Here is a 22,561-nt window from a genome sequence, read left to right on the forward strand (position 1 = left end):
ATAATTTATGAAAAGATTTCTACTCGGCTTAGTATTAGTTTTTCTTTCGTTCAACTCTCTATTTGCACAGAGAGACACAGAACATTGGATTGCTCCGTATTATGCAACTATGTCAGGCTATACAACTAAAGTATACTTATCTACCGATTCAACAACCCCATTCACTGTCAACATCTACAGTAATAACGCATTACTTGCTGGCGGTACTATCACGATTAGCAAAAATAATCCGGCAACTTTCGATATTCCGGACACCGCTATCTCATCTAATACCACGGCTGATGTTTTTAATGTTATTACTAAGGGGCTTTATCTGCAGGGCGCTAAACCATTTTACTGTACACTCAGAATGGCACAATTTGCACATGGAGAAATTGTAACGAGTAAAGGAAAAGCAGGCCTTGGAAAAGAATTTTATGTAGCTAATACCCCGTCTTCTTCAACATTTAATAACTTTACTGCAGGAGTTTTAGCAACAGAAAATAATACTGTAGTTACAGCAACATGGAATGGAACAGTTAACTTTTTTGCAGGAAGTCCTGCAGGAAGTACAACCACTTTCACCTTAAATAAAGGACAATCTTTTATTTTTGCAGGTAATACTTCAACAACAGCACCTTTTATGGGGGCCAAAATTGTTTCCGATAAACCTATCACACTTACCAACGGAAACGTTAACGGAAATTTCGCCAATGCGCCATCAGGATCAGATGCAATATTAGATCAATCTGTGCCTGTAGAAAGATTGGGAAGTACATTTGCAATGGTAAGAACCAAATCTTCAACATCAGATCTGGAAGGAGGCATTGTAATAGCAACTGAAAACAATACCCAAATATTCTTAAATGGAGCGACAACACCAGTAGCAACTATTAACCAAGGTCAATGGTACAGAATTTCTGGAGATGCTTATCAGTTGCAAGGAACTAATGCCCATTATAACATGCTCGTTAGTACTTCTAAAAATGTATACTTATATCAGTTGGTTTCAGTAAATAATCAAGAAGCAACTTGTGGTTTTAACTACATCCCGCCATTGAACTGTTTTTTACCAAGAAAAATTGATGAGATTGGTAAGATAAACGAAATGCCAAACATTACCTCTGCCATTACTTTAAAACTAAATATAATAACTGAAGCTGGTGCTGTAGTTACATACAGCAGCAATGGAGGACCTGCTACACCTCCTACACCAGCTCAGGGTCCGTATCCGCTTACCGGTAACTCAGCTTGGGTAACTTACGCTATTGAAGACATTACAGGAAATGTAACAATACTCTCTAATAAAGCAGTAACTGCCGGAATTAATGGTGGATATAGTACTGCCGGATACGGTGGTTATTTCGCTGGATTCTCTTCAATTCCTGTAATTGCTAAGCAAACAGGAGACTGCGTTCCTGGAATTGTTTTGGAAGTGGATGACGGTTATGAAACGTACCAGTGGAATTTGAATGGCAATCCTATCCCCGGAGCTACATCATATACATATACACCAGCAGTTGGAGGCAATTACACCGTTAAAGTAACGATGGGTACTTGCCCTCCAGTGACAACACCAATTTATAAAGTTTTTACTTGTTTACAGCAAACCACACAAACCATTTACATTTGTGGAACCAAAGTAATCACGCCTACATTTACCAATTCTACTCAGGCACCATTAGGAAGTACAGTTACCATTATCACTCAACCTACTCATGGTACTGCAACCATAAATCCTTCGACAGGAGTTATTACGTACATTCCTCAGCCGGGATATCTTGGGCCAGATGTCATCATCTATAAATTCTGTGGTAATACTCCCGAATTCGCAGATTGCGAACAGGTTACTTTAAACTTAAATTTGGTACCGTTTGTACTTACAGACAGAACGATTAAGGCATGCCAGTATGCAGGGAAAGGATTTTTTGATCTTACGACAGCTAACGTAACAGACAATTCTGTACCGACTACTAAAAAATTCTATCCTACATTAGCTGATCTTAATGCTAATACAAATCAAATCAGCAACCCAACAAATTACTTCTCAGGAGCAGGTTTTGTCTATGTAAGAGTAACAACATCAGAAGGCTGCGTTGGAAATGCAAAAATTACCCTTGACTTCTTCCCTACTCCAGTGGTGAACGAGGCAACATTAACCGTATGTTTTATTGAAAATAATGAAACTAAAGGTCAGTTTGATTTAACATCAGCAGTTATAACGAACGAATCTCCGGTAACGAAAAAATATTACCCAACATTTACAGACGCCAGCAATGGAACTAATGAAATTATGAGTCCTATTCCTACGGTTTATATCTCAGGTAACGGCGCTGTTTATGCTAGAGTATTTAACTCAAACCAATGCTACGCAATTGCTAAAATTAATCTGAAGGTAACACCTCCTAAGAGATCAACAGTATTAGCAGATAAATTTATCTGTATTGATGACAGAACGACTCTAGATGCAGGAGCAGGCTTCCAGTCTTACTTATGGAACACCGGAGCAACTACACAGACGATTCAGGGAGTACCTGTTGGCAGCTACTGGGTAATTCTTGAAAATGAAGGATGTTTTATAAAACAGGCAGTAAGCGTTAAAAAAGCAAACGAACCTGTAATTACATCTATAGATATTTCTAATAACACTGCGACTGTAAACGTAGAAGCAGGAACTGCACCTTACAAATATGCGGTTGATGTACCTACAAACTGGCAGGATTCAAACGTATTTACTAATCTATCAAGAGGTCAGCATACGTTTTACGTGAAAGATGCTTTGGATTGTACACCTATTTCTGTTGAATTGACAGTACCAAACTTGGTTAATGCAATTACTCCAAACGGAGATAATGTGAATGATATCTTAGATTACAGTGAATTGGCTTACAAAGGGAACCTAACGTTCGTAATCTATGACAGATACGGTAATAAACTATTTACCGGTGACAAATCAAACAATTACAAGTGGGACGGAAAATTTGCAGGTAAAGGAATTCTTACTGGAACTTACTGGTACCACATTAACTGGACTGAACCTAATGTACAGAAAACTCCTATAAAATATACCGGTTGGATATTGGTAAAACATAGAGAATAATAAATTAATTTTTCTAAAAAAAGAAGCCACAACAAAGAGTTGTGGCTTTTTTGCGTCACATTAATAAAAATATTTTAATAATTTTCTGAAAACATATCATTTTTTACATTATTTTTGTGAAATCCTAATTCCACGCTTATGAAACAATTTCTACTCATTTTACTATTAATGATTACGGGCTTCAATGTTTCTGCTCAAAGAGATACAGAGCACTGGATAGCACCTTTTTATGCATCTACAGCCAATACAGCCCAAGCATTATATCTTTCTACAGATTCAGTGACACCTTTTGCAGTAACGGTATCCAGCAACAACATTGTTCTGGGAACTGTAACAATCAGTAAAGGAAGTCCCCAGACATATGTGGTATCCAATGCAAACATTTCAGCTACAACTGCCGGCGAAGCTTTTACTGTAATCAATAAAGGACTGTACCTGAATGGCCAAAAACCATTTTACTGTACTCTTAGGATGGTCAACAGTACTCAGCATGCCGAAATTCTTACCAGTAAAGGCAAGGCGGGAATTGGTAAGGAATTTTATGTTGCCGCTACTCCTTCACCTTTTACAAGTACCGGAAACAGTTTTACAGCGGGAGTACTGGCGACTGAAAATAACACAACAGTAACTGCAACCTGGAGCAACACTTTGCCGATAGCTTTTATTGGTGCTACTCCTCCTACAAACACCCATACTTTTACCCTTAATAAAGGGCAGTCTTTTGTTTTTGCAGGATCAGGAAGCCCTGCTTCCAATATGCAAAGCTTTATTGGTGCTAGAATTGTCGCCGATAAACCAATTACCTTAACAAATGGAAATGTTACCGGTAATTTTGGTACAGGATCAAGTTCAGGAGCAGATATAATTCTTGACCAGTCTGTTCCTTTGGAAAGATTAGGAAACACCTTCGCCATGGTAAAATCTCGATCTCCCAATGCTTCAGATATTGAGGGCGGAATCGTAGTAGCGACAGAAAATAACACGCAGGTATTTATCAATGGTGCCGCTACTCCAGCAGCAACTTTAGGTGCAGGACAGTGGTACAGAATTTCGGGAAGTGATTACATTTTACAAGGAGGTACTCACAGCAACATGTTTATCAGTACCAGCAAAAATGTATATCTATATCAATTAGTATCTGTCGGGGGAAGCAATGCAACATGTGGGTTCAATTACATACCTCCGTTAAACTGTTTCTTACCCCGAAAGATTGATGAGATCGGAAAAATCAACGAAATGCCTACAGGTACCGCTGGAGCCAGCACAGTACCTACTGGCACAATTATTAAATTAAACATCTTAACTGAAGCCGGAGCTACTGTCACGGTCAGCACTAACGGAGGCCCTGCTACGCCACCAACTGCAGCTCAAGGACCATATCCTGTAACAGGAAATACCAACTGGGTCACTTATGCACTGGAAGGTGTTACGGGTAATTTATCTATACAGTCTAACAAAGCAGTTACAGCAGGTCTTAATGGTGGATACAGCACTTCAGGATACGGTGGATACTTTGCAGGTTTCTCTTCTATTCCTCTTATTGCGAAGCAAACTGGAGACTGTATCCCAGGTCTTGTTTTGGAAGTGGATGATGGATATGATACTTACCAATGGTACAGAAACGGCATAGCCATCACCGGAGCGAACAGTTATTCATACACACCAACACAGTCTGGAAACTATACCGTGAGAATTACGGTAGGATCATGTCCTCCCGCAATTACTCCAGAATACAAAGTATTTACATGCCTTCAGACCACAACTGCAGCAAAAACAGTTTGTGAAGGTTATTTAAATATTGTTCCTGCATTCACTTCGTCTACACAGTCATTTGTTCCCAGCACGGTTCAGATTATAACGCCGCCAACGAATGGTACGGCAATAGTAAATGCTACGACAGGTGTTATCGGGTACGTTCCTAACTTTGGTTTTGCAGGTACGGATACAATTACATACAAATTCTGTGGAAATGATCCTGAATTCGTAGATTGTGAACAAATTACATTAACACTTACAATCTCCGAGAGTCCAATTGTAAATGATGCAACTTTAAGAACCTGTTTCCTTGAAAACAATATTGCAACAGGATTATTTAATCTTACTACTGCCATCGTTACTACTCAGCTTGGTGTTACAAAAAAATATTATCCTTCATTAACAGATGCAAATAACCAGACTAATGAAATCTTAACTCCGGCTAACTATATTGCACCGAACGGTGTAGTCTATGTCAGAGTAAGCAATGCCAACGGTTGTTATAGGGTTGCCGTAATCACATTAGTTGTTTTGCCTCCAGTACAATCTACCGTTTTGATTGATAAAGAAATCTGTATTGAGGATAAAACTACACTTGATGCAGGACCTGGGTTTGATGCATATGCTTGGAGTACAGGCGCAACAACGCAGACCATTACGAATGTAACTGTTGGAACTTACTGGGTAGACCTGAAAACAGGAGACTGTACTACCAGACAGACGGTAAAAGTGTACCCCACTCAACAACCTGTGATTTCGAATATTGAAGTTACGACCAATGATATTACCATATCTGTTGTTGGCGGAACAGCACCTTACAGGTATTCTATAGACAATATTAACTGGCAGGATTCTAATGTCTTTACTGACCTTACGAGAGGTGATGTAACTGTTTATGTAAAAGACAGTTTCGATTGTACACCACTAGAAGTGACCATAACCGTTCCGAATATTGTTAATGTAATCACTCCAAACGGTGACGGCGTAAATGATGTACTTGATTATTCTGCTTTAGCAAACAAACCTAATTTAGTGTTGGGGATTTTTGACCGATACGGTGTGAAAATCTTCGAAGGAAACAAAGACGCTGGTTACAAATGGGACGGAGCCATTAATAAAACCAAAAAAGTTTCTACCGGTAATTATTGGTTTAGCATCAGCTGGAACGAATCAAAAAACAAGACTCCAATCAAATTCTCAGGATGGATTTTAGTGAAAAACAGAGAATAAGAAAAGTATTTCCAGAATAACAAAAAAACCACGACTTTTAATCGTGGTTTTTTTTATTTATTTTTAAATGATTCAACGCATATTATTATTAAATTTGTGATAAAATCTAATACAGAATGAAGAAAATTTTATCTTTTTTTCTTATTTTTTACGTATTCTCTATTTCTTTCGCACAACTGGATAGAGAGCATTGGTTTGCACCAATGATAGACAGAACAGGAAATCCTAATCCTTACCAAAAATTATATCTTTCAACAAACCGTACAACACCGTTTAATGTAACTATTTATAACAATAATGTGGTAATAGGAACTGTAACGATAAGCAAAAACAATCCCCAGAAATTTGATGTTTTAAGAAGTTATATCATTACAACTTTACAAACTGATCTCTTCACTCCGGGTACAAAAGGCCTCTACGTGAAAGCCGATTTTCCTTTTTATGCCAATTTGAGGTTTTCAGTTTTCAATCACGCAGAAATCATTACCTCAAAAGGAATCCCCTCTACCGGAAAAAACTTCTTTGTTGCCAACGCTCCGATAACGGTAAGCAATGGTATTCTTAATTTCATGACCAGTATTCTGGCAACAGAAGACAACACAACGGTCACAGTGTCCGGTTATAAACCAACTGTGCAGTTTTCAAATGGAACTACAGGATTAACGAATCCCACCATGACTTTTATTTTGAATAAAGGACAATCATATATCATTGACGGCATCGGAAATGTTGCGGGGAATTTTGATGGATTTATTGGCACTAAAATTACGGCGGATAAGCCCGTCAACATCACCAATGGAAATTTCAATGGTCAATATTCCGGGAATGCACCAACGAGTTCAGATATTTTGATGGATCAATCTGTTCCTGTTGAGCAATTGGGAACCCAGTTTGCGTTGGTAAAAGGAAACGGAAGCATCGGGAGCAACATGGAAGGTGCTTTGGTTATTGCAACTCAGGATAATACTCAGGTTTACCTAAATAATGAAGGATTACCGATTATCACACTAAACACCGGACAATATTACGTAGTTCCCGATACCAAATATCAATTGCAGGGTACGAGCCACTATAATATGTATATTAGGACCACCAAAAACGCATACGTTTATCAGCTTTTGGCCGGAGATTCTGTAAGTGGAACCGAAATTGCGACTGGTGGATTCAATTTTATCCCGGCTTTGACTTGCTATCTTCCTAAACAGATTAATGAAATTGGATTTATTAACGAAAATTTTGTTCATTCTAATGCAAATCCATCCGGAATACTTAATGTTCCTACAAAATTAAATTTAGTTACAGAACGTGGTGCAACGGTAACCGTCAACGGTGTCACCCCTCCTGCCACTACAGGACCTTTTGATATGACCGGTTTAAATGCATGGGTAACCTACGGAATTCCCAATACTGTCGGAACAATTACTGTTGTTTCTACGAAAGCCATTACTGCTGGGATTACAGCCGGTAGTGATGCAGTAGGATATGGAGGTTTCTTCGCCGGATTTTCAACGCAACCGGTAATTTTAAAATCGGGAGGAGACTGCGTGCCCGGAATCGTTTTAACAGTTGATCCAATTATCTACGAAACTTATCAATGGTACAGAAACGGCGTTCTCATTTCTGGCGCAACCTCTCCCTCCTACACACCCATACAATCAGGAAATTACACCTGTTCTGTAACGATGGGCAGCTGTGCACCACTTGTCACGCTCCCTTACAAAGTTTTAAATTGCCTCAAAGAGACCACTGCAAGTTTTAATATCTGCGATAACAAAATATTGACCCCTACATTTACCACGTCTACGCAGACACCTGTAGCCTCAACGGTCGCGGTTACAACCGCCCCAACGTTAGGAACAGCAGTTATCAACACCACAAACGGCGTGATCACTTACACAGTAACCAACCCTGCAGCAGGTGGAACAGATACCTTCACCTATACCTTCTGTGGTAACGATCCCAACTTTCCGGATTGTGAATCGGTAACCGTTACACTCAACATTCAACCGGTAACGGTTAACAATGCAACTTTGACAGTTTGTAACATAAACGGCACAGGAACATTTAATTTAACCACAGCGAATGTCACTAATAATACACCAGTTACCCAAACATATTACACAAGTTTACTGGCCGCACAGACAGAAAATGCTCTCGGACTCATCAGTGCTCCGACAAATTATCCTGCAGCTTCTGGAACGATCGTGTATGTTGTTGTAAAAAATACGACAGGCTGTAAAAATATCGCGGAGATTACACTAAATTTATTTCCTTTAGCAGTAGTTACACCAGGAACTTTTGGAAATCAATGTGACGAAAATCTTGATGGGACGGTGAACGTTGTTTTATCTGATATTACTCTATTAATTCTAAATAATCCTGCCTATTTTACTAATGTGAGATATTATGCTCTATTAGCTGATGCAAACCTTGGAAACAATAATACACTTCCAAATAACTGGAGTTACACAGTAAACACTACGATTTACATTCGTGTAGAATCTCCAAACGGATGCGCACCCGTCATTCAGCCTATCAACTTTACAGTAGGAACAAGATTACCATTATTAACTACTTCTCTGCTGACCACTTTCTGTGATGACGATTTGGATGGAAGCAAAGTGGTGAATCTTTCGCAATTTATATCACAATTCACAGCAGACCCATTGGTGACTGTAAGTTATCACGGAACTTTGGCTGATGCACAGAATGACACGGCACCAATCAGTGGTACAGTAACACTTACGGGTACACAAACTTATTATATTCGATTTGAAAAAAATGGTTTCTGTCCGAATGTTGGAACGTTAAGAATTACACTGAAAATCCCAAAAAAATCCGACATTTTAGTTGATCAGCTTATTTGTCCGAAGACAAAAACAACGCTAGATGCAGGCTCCGGATTTACAGCATACCTTTGGAATACTGGAGCTACTACTCCATCAATAACAAATGTCGGTGCAGGAAATTATTGGGTAGAACTTACTTTTGACGGTTGTGTTTATAAACAGTTTGTGAATGTCTCTGAATCCGTTTTACCGGTCATAACCTCTATCGACATCAATGGTAGTACCGTAACCATAGGCGTTACAGGCGGAACACCACCTTACGAATATTCATTAGATAACAATACCTGGCAAAGTTCAAATGTTTTTTACAATGTGCAGCAAGGCAATCACAAAATTTATGTGAGAGATTCTCAAAAATGTGATGTAGTAGAAAAAACTTTTGTACTCATTGATCTAATCAATACCATAACACCAAACGGAGATGGCCATAATGACGACATTGATTATTCGGCATTAATGAGCAAAGACAATCTTGAATTCAGAATCTTTGATCGCTACGGAGCTGAATTATTTAGAGGGACACCTTCAAATAACTTTACTTGGGACGGGAAAATGAAAGGAAGACCTGTATCTACAGCTACCTATTGGTATTTCATTTCTTGGACAGAGTTTGGAAATACAACTACGGTAAAATACAGCAGTTGGCTTTTGGTAAAAAACAGAAATGACAGTCTTTGGGATAAATAATTCTGAGTTTGTAAGCTTAGCACTCTGTTTATAACATTCATTAACAGTTTCAATAAAAGTTTAATATAACTTTAACCTGTTTAAAACTCAGTAGTATCAAATAATACTATTTTTCTTCTGTAATTTTGCACATTATATGAAGAATGTTATTACCCTTTTGTTATTGATTTTTTTAAGCAAAATTAATGCACAGATTTTTTCGGGTCAGGTTTTTTTAAGAGACAATTCTGTGTTGTATCTTAATCAGGTCTATGTGACCAATCTTACGACATACAAAACAGTACTTACCAATTACAACGGAGACTTTACGATTCAGGGCAATCCTGGAGACATTATCCGTTTTACATCTATTATTACCGAAAGAAAAGATATAAAGCTCGAGCCTCAAAGTTTCAACAACCGTAATTTAATAGAATTAAAAGTAGCTTACCATGATATCCAGGAAGTCGTTATCAACAGATTCCGGCCGACAGGAAATTTGAGATATGATGTCAATTCTTTACGGAAAGAAGATAAAGCATATGCACTGAAAAAAGTAATCGGTCTCCCTGAGCCAAAAGGTGACGGTACATCTCCCGAACTGCCTGTTGCCGGTTTCAGAGATGGTGGTCTTACATTCAGTCTCGAAAGCATCTTTGATATTTTGTCGGGTGAGAGAAAGAAAAAGCAGCGATATGTAGCCTATGAAAGAATGAACAATTCTGTGACCCAGATTAAAAATTATCTGGGTAAAGACTACTTTACAAGATTTAAAATTCCAGAAAACCTTATAGATAATTTCCTCCAGTTTGTTTACACCTCAGAAAACGTTGAAGTTTATGTACAGACCGGAAATTTTGAAGCTGTGAAACTTCCTATTGAAAAATACCTTCCCATTTATCAGAGAAGGCTTAGAAACTCACACTTGCAAGATATTTTAAAGTAATATTTTCTGAATAGAACCATAATCTATCACTTAAAAATTAACGATCTTTTTTTTTCAATCATTAAAATATGTTTAATTTTATCGCTGATTAAAACTAATCATAGTTCACGATAGAATCTAAAACATATTTGAAGAAAAGAAAGAACTTCAATGCCTTAATTTATTATTAATGAAAAAGTTACTTTTAATCTTTAGTACGCTGATGTTTACCTGTTTATCTGCCCAAAAAAAGGGAAAAGATTACAGCAATATTCTGAGGAGTAAAAACATATACGAAATCAATGCTTTCCTGAGAGATGCTCACGAAGATGATCCGCGCAGATCGGTTTTGAAGCCAAAAGTGATGGATCTTATGAAAGAATACATAAAGAACGCTCCTCCGAACGATTCTAAGGTCAGACAAATGCAAGACTGGCTTGCTATGTTGAAGAGAAAATCATCTACAAAGATTACTTTTGATGAGATGAATGCGATTATCAAACAGAAACAGATTGCAAAATATCAACGAGAATTACAGGTAGGCCAATCTGCTGTTGTTTACACACCGAGTTCACCTAAAAATGTTTATGTAGCATCACCGAATGTAGCAAAAACAACCACCGCAATTGCCGATACAGAAGCATCAGAATTCAATATGCTGATGGCAGACAATCCGATGGAACATAAAAATAAAACCGTTAAAATATTAAACTCTCTATTTGATAATGACCCCAATGCAAAAGAATGCATTATCATGATTGAAAATAAATCAGACTGTAATATTATCGTAAGAATTGAAGGTGTCGGAAATACAAAATACCGACTTCCTGTTCCTGCGGGCGGTGATAATTCCCTTGTCATACAGAAAGGCGACTATCTTTTGACAAGTATTGTTTGCGGCGCTCAGTACGCTTCTCAGAAAACCATACACAAACCTTTGATGGTAGCACTTGGAAGTTCTTCAAAAAAATAGTCTCAGTAACTCTTATTTCCTTTCTATCTTTTAGCGTTAAATATCAACATATCTATGTTATTTTTGCTAATTTTGCCAGATTTCATATTTAGACATGGGCAAAAACAAACTAGCAAGATTCGCAGAGAACAAGATATTACCAAATGTCATTCAACCGACAAGAGATGAAGCCATCAGCAACTTTGAACTTAAAGGGAAATGGAGAAAAGATTTCTTCAAAAACGAGCAACCTATTGTTCTCGAATTAGGTTGTGGTAAAGGAGAATACACGGTAGGACTGGCTAAAACATTTACTTATAAAAATTTCATAGGAATCGACATTAAAGGTGCCAGATTTTGGTTTGGAGCTAAAGAAGCAGTGGAAAATGACATGAAAAATGTGGCATTCATCCGTTCACAAATCGAGTTGGTAGACCATTTTTTTACAGAAAATGAAGTAGATGAAATCTGGATTACATTTCCCGATCCACAGATCAAGTACAGACGAACAAAACACAGGCTTACTCATCCTGATTTTCTTGACAGATACAAAAAATTCTTGAAGCCGGGAGGAATTATTCATCTTAAAACAGATTCAGAGTTTTTGCATGGATATACTTTAGGATATCTTCAGGGAGCCGGTTACGAAATCATTAGCGCTCATCATGACATTTACGGAGCAGCGGAGTACGACCCGGGAACACCCCATTTAAGAGATATTAAAACCTATTACGAGGAACTTTTTTCAGCGAAAGGGAAAACTATAACGTATATAAAATTCAGAATTAACTAAACCCTCAATAGAACTAAACTTTATGACTGTATTTTTACAGTCTTTTTTATGAATAAGTTTATAAAAAATAAAATTTTAATTTACTGCGAGAAAATATTTCCATGAAGAAAATCTTTCCTTTTACTGTTCTGATGACTTTATTGTTAACAAATTGCGGAAGTAACAAGAGTACGAAACAACCTGTAAAAAAGACCACTACGGCTCCTGTAATTTCAAACAAAGGAACAAAAACGAGTGTTGCCGCACAAACTGAAAGAGAATATCAGGCATTAGTAAAAACTTATAAACCTGAAACCACAGATGTTTTAAATGATTTGCTGAACGGCTCTTCGCAAAACGCCAAAACCTCAATCAATGTGGAAAACAGCTCTTCATGCAATATGGTTTTAACGATAAGTGGAAATAATTATTTCAAAAAAATTCCAATTGGCGCTCATAAAATAGGCGCTGTAATGGTTCCTAAAAATCAGAATTATAATTTATCCGGAATGCTTTGTAATGCACTCTATCAGAAGACAAAATTCATTACAAGCTCTTATTCTGTCAAAATTTCAAACTAAAAAAAATACAAAAAAAAATCCGCTAAACTTGTTTAGCGGATTTTCTTTATTTCAAAGATAAATCTTCAATTATTCAGCAGCAGCGTCGAAATCTGCATCTTTATCAGCAGATACTACTTCTCCTTCTTCTTTAGATTTTTCTTTATCAGCTTTTCTCTGAGACTGACCTTCTTTAATAGAATCTGAAACTACGTTTAAGATCATATCGATAGATTTAGAAGCATCATCGTTTCCTGGGATAACGAAGTCTACTTTTCTTGGGTCAGAGTTAGTATCAACAATACCGAAAACTGGGATACCTAATTTCTTAGCTTCAGTTACAGCGATGTGTTCTCTCATGATATCTACAACGAAGATTGCAGAAGGAAGACGCACCATGTCAGAGATAGAACCTAAGTTTTTCTCTAAGTTAGCTCTTTGTCTGTCAACTTGTAATCTTTCTTTTTTAGATAAAGTTTCGAACGTACCGTCTTTTTTCATTTTGTCGATAGAGTTCATTTTCTTTACAGCTTTTCTGATTGTAACGAAATTCGTTAACATACCTCCCGGCCATCTTTCTGTAATATAAGGCATATTAAGTTCAGCAGCGTGCTTAGCAACTACTTCTTTCGCTTGCTTTTTGGTAGCTACGAAAAGAACTTTTTTACCTGCAGAAGTTAATTTTTCTAAAGCGCTGCACGCTTCATCCAATTTAACAGCTGTTTTATGTAAGTCTACAATGTGAATACCATTTTTCTCCATAAAAATGTATGGAGCCATATTTGGATTCCACTTTCTAGTCATGTGACCGAAGTGTACACCAGCCTCTAGAAGGTCTTTTACATTTGCTTTTGCCATGTTTTCTGTTTTTGTTAGTTTACTTTCCGTTTCTTAAACAATCAACAACTTCTTTAGATGGGAGAAGTGTTTGGATGCTAAACGTAACGGGCAAAGTTGCTGTTGGCTGATTGCTTTTGGCAACTGGCTTCCCAGCTTGGGTTAAAAAATAATTTTTTAAAAATTTTTCTAAAGCTATCCGCCATAAGCCAATAGCCATACGCTTTTTTAACGTTTTGAGAACTGGAATCTCTTTCTTGCTTTTTTCTGACCTGGTTTCTTTCTTTCTACCATTCTTGCATCTCTTGTAAGTAAACCTGCAGGCTTCAACAACAATCTGTATTCAGCATTGATTTCGCAAAGCGCTCTAGAAATACCTAATCTGATAGCTTCTGCCTGACCTGTATTACCACCACCGAAAACATTTACGGTAACGTCATACTGACCTGCAGTTTCAGAAAGGATAAACGGCTGATTTAATTTATAAACCATTACGTCTGTAGAGAAATAAGTTGCAGCATCTTTACCGTTTACTGTAATCACACCAGAACCTGGTTTTACATAAACTCTTGCTACAGAAGTCTTTCTTCTTCCGATTTTGTGAACTATAGACATATTAATTATTTAAATTCGTTAATATTAAGTGTTTTAGGCTGTTGAGCTTCATGCTTGTGCTCAGTTCCTTCATATAAATAAAGGTTTTTGAACAAAGCAGATCCTAATTTAGTTTTTGGAAGCATACCTTTTACAGATTTTTCCAATACTTTTAAAGAATCTTTCTTTAGAAGTTCAGTAGCCGTCATAGACTTTTGACCTCCAGGATAACCTGTATGCCAAATATAAGTCTTGTCTTCCCACTTGGTTCCGGAAAGGGTAACTTTCCCAGCATTCAAAACAATAACATTATCACCACAGTCTACGTGAGGTGTAAAGTTTGCTTTGTGCTTACCTCTCAAAATCTTTGCAACCTTAGAAGCTAGTCTTCCTAACGGTTGTCCTTCAGCGTCTACTACAACCCATTCTTTATTTGCAGTAGCTTTGTTCGCTGAAACAGTTTTGTAACTTAATGTATTCACACGTTTTAGTTAAAGATTAAACATAATTTTCCCCATAAGGGTGTGCAAAGGTACAAATTATTTTTAGAATGTGAAAACATATTTAAACTTAATAAATCTACATCTATATATATGATCCGATTTAAATATTTAAAGACCGCTTCCAAAGAAGAATTTTGTTGTAAGATTAATTACGTAAAGACTTATTAGCCCTGAAACTTGCAATTAAATAATACGCCACAAAAACTGTAGAAAATTTAAGAATGGCAGGAATCGCCAATTCTAGATTAAAGATCAACGAACCCACTAAAACCAGAAGCCCCATTGCAGCAAAAGAACTGAGCAATTTCTGAATTAATGTAAATTTCGGAGTATCCAAATAATAAGACAATCCCCAAGCTAAGCCGAAAGCAATTGCATAAAAAATATCAAGAGTAACATTTTCACTGCTGATGAAAAAATAATTGATCACAAAACTGAGAACCGTTCCCAAAGCGAAATACATCAGAGCTTTCTGCATACCATTTTAATAAGATGCAAAAATAACGAATTTTATTTTGAGTAGAAACTGTCATGGTTAAATTACCTAATTAATTTAATGTTGCAATTACAAAAGTCAAAACAGGAAACTTTCATTTCTAAAATTTTATTTAAATATTTAAAAATCAACACCTTGAATAATTAAAATAAGTTTTTATTAAATTGTTATATTTGGAAACTTAGAAATTTTCTACAATCAATATGGAAACCCAAAAATATACTCCAACAAATAAAGTAAGAATTGTGACAGCTGCATCGTTATTCGACGGTCATGATGCTGCGATTAATATCATGCGCCGTGTCATTCAGGGAACAGGATGCGAAGTCATTCACCTTGGTCACGACAAATCTGCTGAAGAGGTTGTAAACACAGCGATTCAGGAAGATGCTAACGCGATTGCATTAACTTCATATCAAGGCGGTCACAATGAATATTTTAAATACATCTATGACCTTTTAAGAGAGAAAAATTCTCCGCAGATCAAAATTTTCGGAGGCGGAGGCGGAGTAATTCTTCCTGAAGAAATCGAAGACATTATGTCTTACGGCATCGACAGAATTTATTCTCCGGATGACGGCCGTGAACTTGGATTGCAGGGAATGATCGACGATTTGGTGAAAAGGTCAGACTTCGCAACAGGAAAAGATGTCGAGGCAAGCGACTTAGACTCAATCAGTTTTGAAAACTCGACCAGCATTGCTAAAATAATTTCTGCCGTTGAGAACTTCTCAGAAGAAAAACCGGATCTGGTAAAAGCCATTGACGAAAAATCAAAAGATTTAAATATTCCAATCATCGGGATTACAGGAACTGGTGGAGCCGGAAAATCTTCTTTGACAGACGAATTGGTAAGACGTTTCTTACGTTCCAATACAGATAAAAAAATTGCCATTATTTCTATTGACCCTTCGAAAAAGAAAACTGGAGGTGCACTACTGGGAGACAGAATTCGTATGAATGCGATCAACGATCCTAGAGTTTATATGCGTTCGATGGCGACGAGAGAAAACAACGTTTCTGTTTCTCCGTTCATTCATTCCGCATTAAATGTGTTGAAACTGGCTCATCCTGATGTAATTATTCTGGAAACTTCGGGTATCGGACAATCCGGTTCGGAAGTTTCAGATTTTGCCGATGTTTCAATGTACGTAATGACGCCTGAATACGGAGCTTCAACACAGTTGGAAAAAATCGATATGTTGGATTACGCAGACTTGGTTGCTTTAAATAAATCTGACAAACGTGGTGCTCTGGATGCACTTCAAGCGGTAAGAAAACAGTTCCAGAGAAACCATTTATTGTGGGAAAGTCCGCTGGATGACATGCCGGTTTATGCGACAAAAGCTTCTCAGTTTAATGATCACGGAACAACAGATTTATACAATAGATTAATAGAAAAAGTTAATGCTAAATATGCTGACTTAAATTTAAAAGGTTTCGTTGAACAGGAAGTTTCAGAAGACATTACGATAATTCCTCCAAAGCGAGTTCGTTATCTTTCTGAAATCGTTGAAAACAACAGACAGTACGACGCCAATGTTGAAAAACAGGCTGAATTAGCAAGAAAAATGTATCACATTGAGGGTGTGAAAAGTTTCCTTTCTAATGAAACTTTGGATGCCGAATATCAAAAAGCCGAAAAAGACCTTCAACAGGAAAATATCGATTTCTTAAATAATTGGGACGATACGAAACAGGCTTTCAAAGCTGAGTTTTATTCTTATTTTGTTCGTGGAAAAGAAATCAAGGTAGAAACCTCAACAGAATCTTTATCTCATTTAAAAATTCCAAAAATATCTTTACCAAAATATACCGATTGGGGAGATTTGATTAAATGGAAAGGTCAGGAAAATCTTCCGGGAGGATTTCCTTACACCGCGGGAATTTATCCTTTCAAAAGAACAGGAGAAGATCCGACAAGAATGTTTGCTGGAGAAGGCGGGCCGGAAAGAACCAACAGAAGATTCCACTACGTTTCTGCGGAAATGGACGCAAAACGTTTGTCAACAGCTTTCGACTCCGTGACTTTGTACGGACAGGATCCAGCTCTACCACCGGATATTTATGGTAAAATCGGAAATGCGGGAGTTTCTATCGCAACATTAGATGATGCGAAAAAACTGTATTCCGGGTTTGATTTGGTGAATGCAATGACTTCTGTCTCGATGACTATCAACGGACCAGCGCCGATGTTGTTGGCTTTCTTCATGAATGCTGCCATCGACCAGAATGTTGAAAAGTATATCGCTGAACATCAATTAGAAGCAAATGTTGAAAAAGCTTTAAAAGCAAAATTCGACGACAAAGGTTTGGAAAGACCAAAATATAACGGCGAATTACCACCTTCAAACAATGGTTTAGGCTTAAAATTATTAGGTTTAACCGGAGACGAAGTAATTCCTGCGGAAGCTTATGCTGAAATTAAAGCGAAAACCATTGCGACCGTTCGTGGAACTGTTCAGGCTGATATTTTAAAAGAAGATCAGGCTCAGAACACCTGTATTTTCTCTACTGAATTTGCCCTAAGATTGATGGGTGACGTTCAGGAATATTTTATCACAGAAAAAGTAAGAAATTTCTACTCGGTTTCTATTTCAGGATATCACATTGCAGAAGCTGGGGCAAATCCGGTTTCTCAGTTGGCATTTACCTTGGCAAATGGTTTCACTTATGTGGAATATTATCTGTCGAGAGGAATGGACATCAATGATTTTGCACCCAACTTATCATTCTTCTTCTCTAACGGAATCGACCCTGAATATTCAGTAATCGGTCGTGTAGCAAGAAGAATCTGGGCTAAAGCAATGAAACTGAAATACGGCGCAGACGAAAGAAGCCAGATGTTGAAATACCACATTCAAACTTCAGGACGTTCACTTCACGCGCAGGAAATTGATTTCAATGATATCAGAACGACTTTACAAGCACTTTACGCAATTTACGATAACTGTAATTCACTTCATACGAATGCTTATGACGAGGCGATTACAACTCCGACTGAACAGTCTGTAAGAAGAGCGATGGCAATTCAGTTGATCATTAATAAAGAATTAGGATTGGCGAAAAACGAAAATCCTCTTCAAGGTTCATTTATTATTGAAGAAATGACAGATTTGGTGGAAGAAGCTGTTTATGCAGAATTCGACAGAATTACAGAAAGAGGCGGTGTTCTCGGTGCAATGGAAACAATGTATCAACGTTCAAAAATCCAGGAAGAATCGATGCATTACGAATGGCTGAAACATACCGGAGAATATCCAATCATCGGAGTTAATACCTTCCTAGGAAAAGATGGTTCGCCAACGGTTCGTCCGGGAGAAGTGATTCGTTCTACCGAGGAAGAAAAGCAGGTACAGATTGAAACGCTTCATAATTTCCAAAAATCTAATGAAGACAAATCTGAAGCTGCCTTGAAAATTCTACAACACGCTGCCATCAACCAGCAAAACTTATTCAATGTGATGATGGATGCCGTGAAATACTGTTCGCTTGGTCAGATTACCAATGCTTTGTTTGAAGTGGGTGGTAAGTACAGAAGGAATATGTAGTTCCGTAGCCGGACGGGCAATTTTGAATACTAAATGTTTTCAACAATATAAATCAAACCTCAAGGAAATTTCTTTGAGGTTTTTTCTTACTTTTACTCTCGTAAAATTTCCAAATGACAAAATACATTTTTCTATTGATAGGAATAATTTCCAGCACGCTTTTGAATGCTCAAGAGGCTGACAATAATCTTCAAGGTTATTTTGTGACCAATTCCAAAGAATCTTTATACTCTTATTTTGCTTTTGACGGTAACGGAAAAGTTGATATTGCAGGATATGGGAAAGGTGATTATTTTGTAAAAGGCGATTCTGTCGTAGTTTTTCCGGATAAGGATATTTTTATATTTAAAATTTCTAAAACCCATTTAAGCGGTAATTCAAGTTGGGTGAAAAATACAAAATGGGACTTGAAAAAAGACAGCATTGCAGAAAACAACAGAAAAGACGATGCTTTAGCTAAAAAAAATGCGCAGCTTCTTTACGAATATTACCGAAAAACCAGAGCTAAGAGCAATGATCTGGAAAAACTATTTGATGAAAGTGCCATGGCAAACTACACCAAAAACATTGACGATTTATGCGGCAGAGGACTTGCAAAAGCCTGTATGGAAAAATTGGGTTTAATGGTAATGGAAGATCTCGGCGGAATAAGTGCTGTTCTAGCCAGCAAAACAAAAAAGCCAAAACAGAATCCTGAAATCATCAAATTGGGGCAGAAAATCATCACCATGGGTGAAGTCGAAGGTCACACCGTTTTAGGAAGCTATTACTACAGTTTGGGTGATAAAGTAAAAGCTGAAAAAGAATGGCAAAAAGGCACGGATAAAGGCAGTACAAAAGCTGCAATGGTGCAGTTTGAGGCAGAAATGTCTGAACCTAAATAAGCGACTTTGAATTTTGAATAATTTTGAAAGCCTTGAAGAAAATCCTTTGAGGTTTTTCTAATTTCACAAACTAATGATTAAATTTATCGTTAGTAATTCATTATATTTAACCTTATGAAAAACAGCTTTACAAAAATCTTATTTTTAGTTGGAGTCTGCGTCACTTCAATTGCTTTTGCTCAGAAGAGAACTGAAGAATTCACCATCACTCTTCCTTCCAAAAAAGGAGATAAAAGCTACTATAAAACCATCAAACTAATTGATGCCAGAATAGACACGACTTCACTGGGAATCGTTCAGCAGGGAGGCTTAAATGCTAAAGCAAGAGTTGTTCCTACCACCAATTTATCCAACCAATTTCAAAGTATTTTAAACAGCATCAGTGATGAAAACGCAGAGGACGGAACTTTGGTTTTATATCTAAAACAGCTCTCCTTTGCAGAAGTTACATCCGCATTCAGCGAGCATGGATATTGCTATTTTCAGGCTTTTCTTTTTGTGAAAAATGATGACGGAACGTATTCTCTGATTGATAAAACAGATACTGTAATTGATCACAAAGCTGCTGACGTCACCAAAGAAACCTTAAGGAAAGGAAGTGAAATGCTTGGCGACTTTATTGTGAAAAATGCAACTAAAAAAGCAGAAGTAACAAATCATTATACTTTCGAAGATCTTAAAAGCTTTGACGATATTGATAAGCAGTCAATCACTTTATTTAATTCGAACGAATTAAAAAATGGCGTTTACAAAGATTACACCTCGTTGAAAAACCAGCAACCTCAACAGGAAATTACTAACGTTAAATTTTACGGAAATCAGCCAAAAATACACAGGATTTTTGAAACGGTTGACGGCAAAGAAAAGGAGATCAAAAAAGATGATGTTTACGCAATTATTTACAAGGGCGAACCTTACATCTATCTTCCTATCGAAAATCTTTTTACCAAAGCAGAAAAGAAAGACAATGACTATTATTTTGTCGGAAAAATAAGATCGACAGGAGTAAATATGGGAAGCGTCACAATCGGTATGTTTTTCGGCGTAATGGGAGCACTGATTTCTTCAAACCCCGCCTACCCTTTTGAGCAGAAAATTGATTATTTAAATGGTGGATTTATTCCAGTAAAAGAAATTCATAGTAAAAGATATTAAAGCAAATAGTTATAATGGTCAGCAATTTATACTACCGATGAAACCCAAAGCAACTTTCAACTGGAGCAGCGGAAAAGACTCTGCATTAGCACTTTACAAAATCATTAAAGAAAATCAATTTGAAATCACTTCTCTGCTGACGAGCATTAATAAAGATTTTCAAAGAATCTCGATGCACGGAGTTCATGTTTCGCTTTTAGAAATGCAGGCTGCAAGTTTAGGTTTCCCTTTAATGAAAATGGAGATTCCGAAAGAACCATCGATGGAAGAATATCAGGAAATCATGAGCAAAACAATGAGTGAAATACAATCTCAAGGCGTTACCCATTCTATTTTTGGAGATATCTTTCTTGAAGATTTACGAAAATATCGTGAAAATCAATTACAATCCATCGGAATGAAAGCTGTTTTCCCACTTTGGAAACAAAATACAGCTGACCTCATCCATGAATTTCTGGATCTTGGCTTTAAAACCATTGTAACCTGCGTGAACGAAACGTATCTTGATAAAAGTTTTGCAGGTAGAATTATTGATAAGGACTTCATCAATGATTTACCCGAAAACGTTGATCCTTGTGGGGAAAATGGAGAATTTCATACTTTTACTTTTGACGGTCCGATTTTTAAAAATCCAATTGCGTTCGTAATTGGAGAAACGGTAATGAAAACATATCCAAACCCAAAATCGTCAGAGAATGATGAAAACGGAGAATATATCTTTTGGTTTTGTGACTTGATTGAGAAATAATTTCTTGCATTTTTCGTTCGTTTAAAAAACTAAAACGATGAAATCTTATATTCGAATCGACAAACCTTGCAGTGAATCACCAGAAAAAATGCAGAACATTCCAGACGGAAAATTTTGCAACCTGTGCTCAAAAAAAGTCACAGATTTTTCAAACATGACGTATCATGAAATCTCAAATATTCTGACAGAGAGTACTGAAGACAAGATTTGCGGACTCTTTATTAAAGAAAATTTGGGCAAGACAATAGACTTCGAAATCTCAGCTCATTTACAAAAATTAAGAAACTCTTCTTTTACAAAAGTAGTAGCAGGCTTTGCTTTAACAGCATCATTCATTCACACCTATCCTTCTCAAAAGATACAAAATGTGAAACCTGATGCATTTCATGCTATCAATTTTAAAAAAACACCAGCAAACAGTGAGAGTAGCACAGATAACGGCAATTTTTTACTTTCAGGGCAGGTGATTTCTTCCGATAAAAAGCAGGCAGTGGTAACTGATAGAAGTTTCATCACAGCAACAAAGGTTTACAAAACAACATCCGATGAGAACGGATTTTATGAACTTGAAATCCCAAAAGACATTCTGAAAGCCGAAAGTCTTTTAGAATTCACCCCTCACAACTACGTCTATGATCGTAAACTTGTGATATTTCCAATTGAAAAATTGGGTAAAAAACAATTGATCAAAGTAGAATACAACAGGCTTGATAGCATGATGGGCGAAGTGTATTTTGGCCCACCAATGGCGACAGAAAAATCTTTTGTTATAATAGATGGAAAAAAATTAGATGGAAAAACGTTTAACAAAAGCTATTCAATGTTTCCTAGTCGCTATGATGTGCACTATATTCCTGGAGAGTTTGTAAATTTTTTCACTACAAAAGAATCAATTACTGACATTTATATTGTTTTTATTAAACCGAAATAAATCCGCTTTACAGTCTTAATTGATCCCGGCCACCTCTTTTGATTAATCTATTTTTTTTAGTATTTTAGAGAAAT

17 protein-coding genes are annotated in these 22,561 nt (G+C 36.9%); 12 read left to right on the forward strand and 5 right to left on the reverse strand.

Features of this window, described 5'->3' with window-relative positions; all coding sequences use genetic code 11:
• The first annotated feature begins 7 nt into the window (after window positions 1-7).
• The 7 genes from AR685_RS14560 (at window position 8) to AR685_RS14590 (ending at window position 12,809) form a co-directional block, all read left to right on the forward strand.
• A complete protein-coding gene (locus AR685_RS14560; protein WP_047445127.1) occupies window positions 8-3,079 on the forward strand; it encodes a T9SS type B sorting domain-containing protein in 3,072 nt (1,023 codons plus the stop codon).
• A gap of 138 nt (window positions 3,080-3,217) precedes the next feature.
• Window positions 3,218-6,064: a gliding motility-associated C-terminal domain-containing protein gene (locus tag AR685_RS14565; protein WP_082671948.1), complete on the forward strand. Its 2,847-nt coding sequence runs from the start codon at window positions 3,218-3,220 to the stop codon at window positions 6,062-6,064.
• Between the two features lie 116 nt (window positions 6,065-6,180).
• On the forward strand, window positions 6,181-9,600 hold the full coding sequence (locus tag AR685_RS14570) for a T9SS type B sorting domain-containing protein (protein WP_059124988.1): 3,420 nt from the start codon (window positions 6,181-6,183) through the stop codon (window positions 9,598-9,600).
• A gap of 136 nt (window positions 9,601-9,736) precedes the next feature.
• On the forward strand, window positions 9,737-10,525 hold the full coding sequence (locus AR685_RS14575) for a hypothetical protein (protein WP_059124989.1): 789 nt from the start codon (window positions 9,737-9,739) through the stop codon (window positions 10,523-10,525).
• Window positions 10,526-10,694: 169 nt separating this feature from the next.
• Window positions 10,695-11,477, forward strand: a complete 783-nt coding sequence (locus tag AR685_RS14580; RefSeq protein ID WP_047445135.1) for a DUF6759 domain-containing protein — start codon at window positions 10,695-10,697, stop codon at window positions 11,475-11,477.
• Between the two features lie 94 nt (window positions 11,478-11,571).
• On the forward strand, window positions 11,572-12,249 hold the full coding sequence (trmB, locus tag AR685_RS14585) for a tRNA (guanosine(46)-N7)-methyltransferase TrmB (protein ID WP_059124990.1): 678 nt from the start codon (window positions 11,572-11,574) through the stop codon (window positions 12,247-12,249).
• A 101-nt stretch (window positions 12,250-12,350) separates the two neighbouring features.
• A complete protein-coding gene (locus AR685_RS14590; RefSeq protein ID WP_047445139.1) occupies window positions 12,351-12,809 on the forward strand; it encodes a DUF6759 domain-containing protein in 459 nt (152 codons plus the stop codon).
• Between the two features lie 69 nt (window positions 12,810-12,878).
• Here the strand turns inward: AR685_RS14590 and rpsB are convergent, their stop codons facing one another.
• The 5 genes from rpsB to AR685_RS14615 all read right to left on the reverse strand — a co-directional run bounded on the left by rpsB (window position 12,879) and on the right by AR685_RS14615 (window position 15,200).
• A complete protein-coding gene (rpsB, locus tag AR685_RS14595; protein ID WP_047445142.1) occupies window positions 12,879-13,646 on the reverse strand; it encodes a 30S ribosomal protein S2 in 768 nt (255 codons plus the stop codon).
• Between the two features lie 19 nt (window positions 13,647-13,665).
• Entirely contained in the window at window positions 13,666-13,845 is a 180-nt protein-coding gene (locus tag AR685_RS14600) for a hypothetical protein (RefSeq protein WP_047445144.1), read from the reverse strand.
• A gap of 8 nt (window positions 13,846-13,853) precedes the next feature.
• On the reverse strand, window positions 13,854-14,240 hold the full coding sequence (gene rpsI, locus AR685_RS14605; protein WP_047445146.1) for a 30S ribosomal protein S9: 387 nt from the start codon (window positions 14,238-14,240) through the stop codon (window positions 13,854-13,856).
• 5 nt (window positions 14,241-14,245) lie between these two features.
• Window positions 14,246-14,701 carry a 50S ribosomal protein L13 gene (rplM, locus tag AR685_RS14610; RefSeq protein WP_047445148.1) on the reverse strand — a complete coding sequence of 152 codons (456 nt, stop codon included), beginning with the start codon at window positions 14,699-14,701 and terminating at the stop codon, window positions 14,246-14,248.
• 166 nt (window positions 14,702-14,867) lie between these two features.
• Complete coding sequence (locus AR685_RS14615; protein WP_047445150.1) at window positions 14,868-15,200, reverse strand: hypothetical protein; 333 nt, start codon at window positions 15,198-15,200, stop codon at window positions 14,868-14,870.
• Window positions 15,201-15,421: 221 nt separating this feature from the next.
• On the opposite strand from AR685_RS14615, the gene AR685_RS14620 reads away from it, so the two are divergent.
• From AR685_RS14620 to AR685_RS14640, 5 genes are all read left to right on the forward strand, one after another.
• Entirely contained in the window at window positions 15,422-18,769 is a 3,348-nt protein-coding gene (locus AR685_RS14620) for a methylmalonyl-CoA mutase family protein (protein WP_047445152.1), read from the forward strand.
• Window positions 18,770-18,882: 113 nt separating this feature from the next.
• A complete protein-coding gene (locus AR685_RS14625; protein WP_047445154.1) occupies window positions 18,883-19,653 on the forward strand; it encodes a hypothetical protein in 771 nt (256 codons plus the stop codon).
• A gap of 114 nt (window positions 19,654-19,767) precedes the next feature.
• Window positions 19,768-20,808 (forward strand): hypothetical protein, encoded by a 1,041-nt coding sequence (locus AR685_RS14630; RefSeq protein WP_047445156.1) that lies wholly within the window; start codon window positions 19,768-19,770, stop codon window positions 20,806-20,808.
• A 37-nt stretch (window positions 20,809-20,845) separates the two neighbouring features.
• Window positions 20,846-21,556, forward strand: a complete 711-nt coding sequence (locus AR685_RS14635; protein WP_047445157.1) for a diphthine--ammonia ligase — start codon at window positions 20,846-20,848, stop codon at window positions 21,554-21,556.
• A 37-nt stretch (window positions 21,557-21,593) separates the two neighbouring features.
• Window positions 21,594-22,487, forward strand: a complete 894-nt coding sequence (locus tag AR685_RS14640) for a hypothetical protein (RefSeq protein WP_047445159.1) — start codon at window positions 21,594-21,596, stop codon at window positions 22,485-22,487.
• Window positions 22,488-22,561: the final 74 nt, after the last annotated feature.

Origin of the sequence: Chryseobacterium sp. JAH (genome assembly GCF_001507335.1) — a bacterium.
Taxonomy (GTDB): Bacteria; Bacteroidota; Bacteroidia; order Flavobacteriales; family Weeksellaceae; genus Chryseobacterium.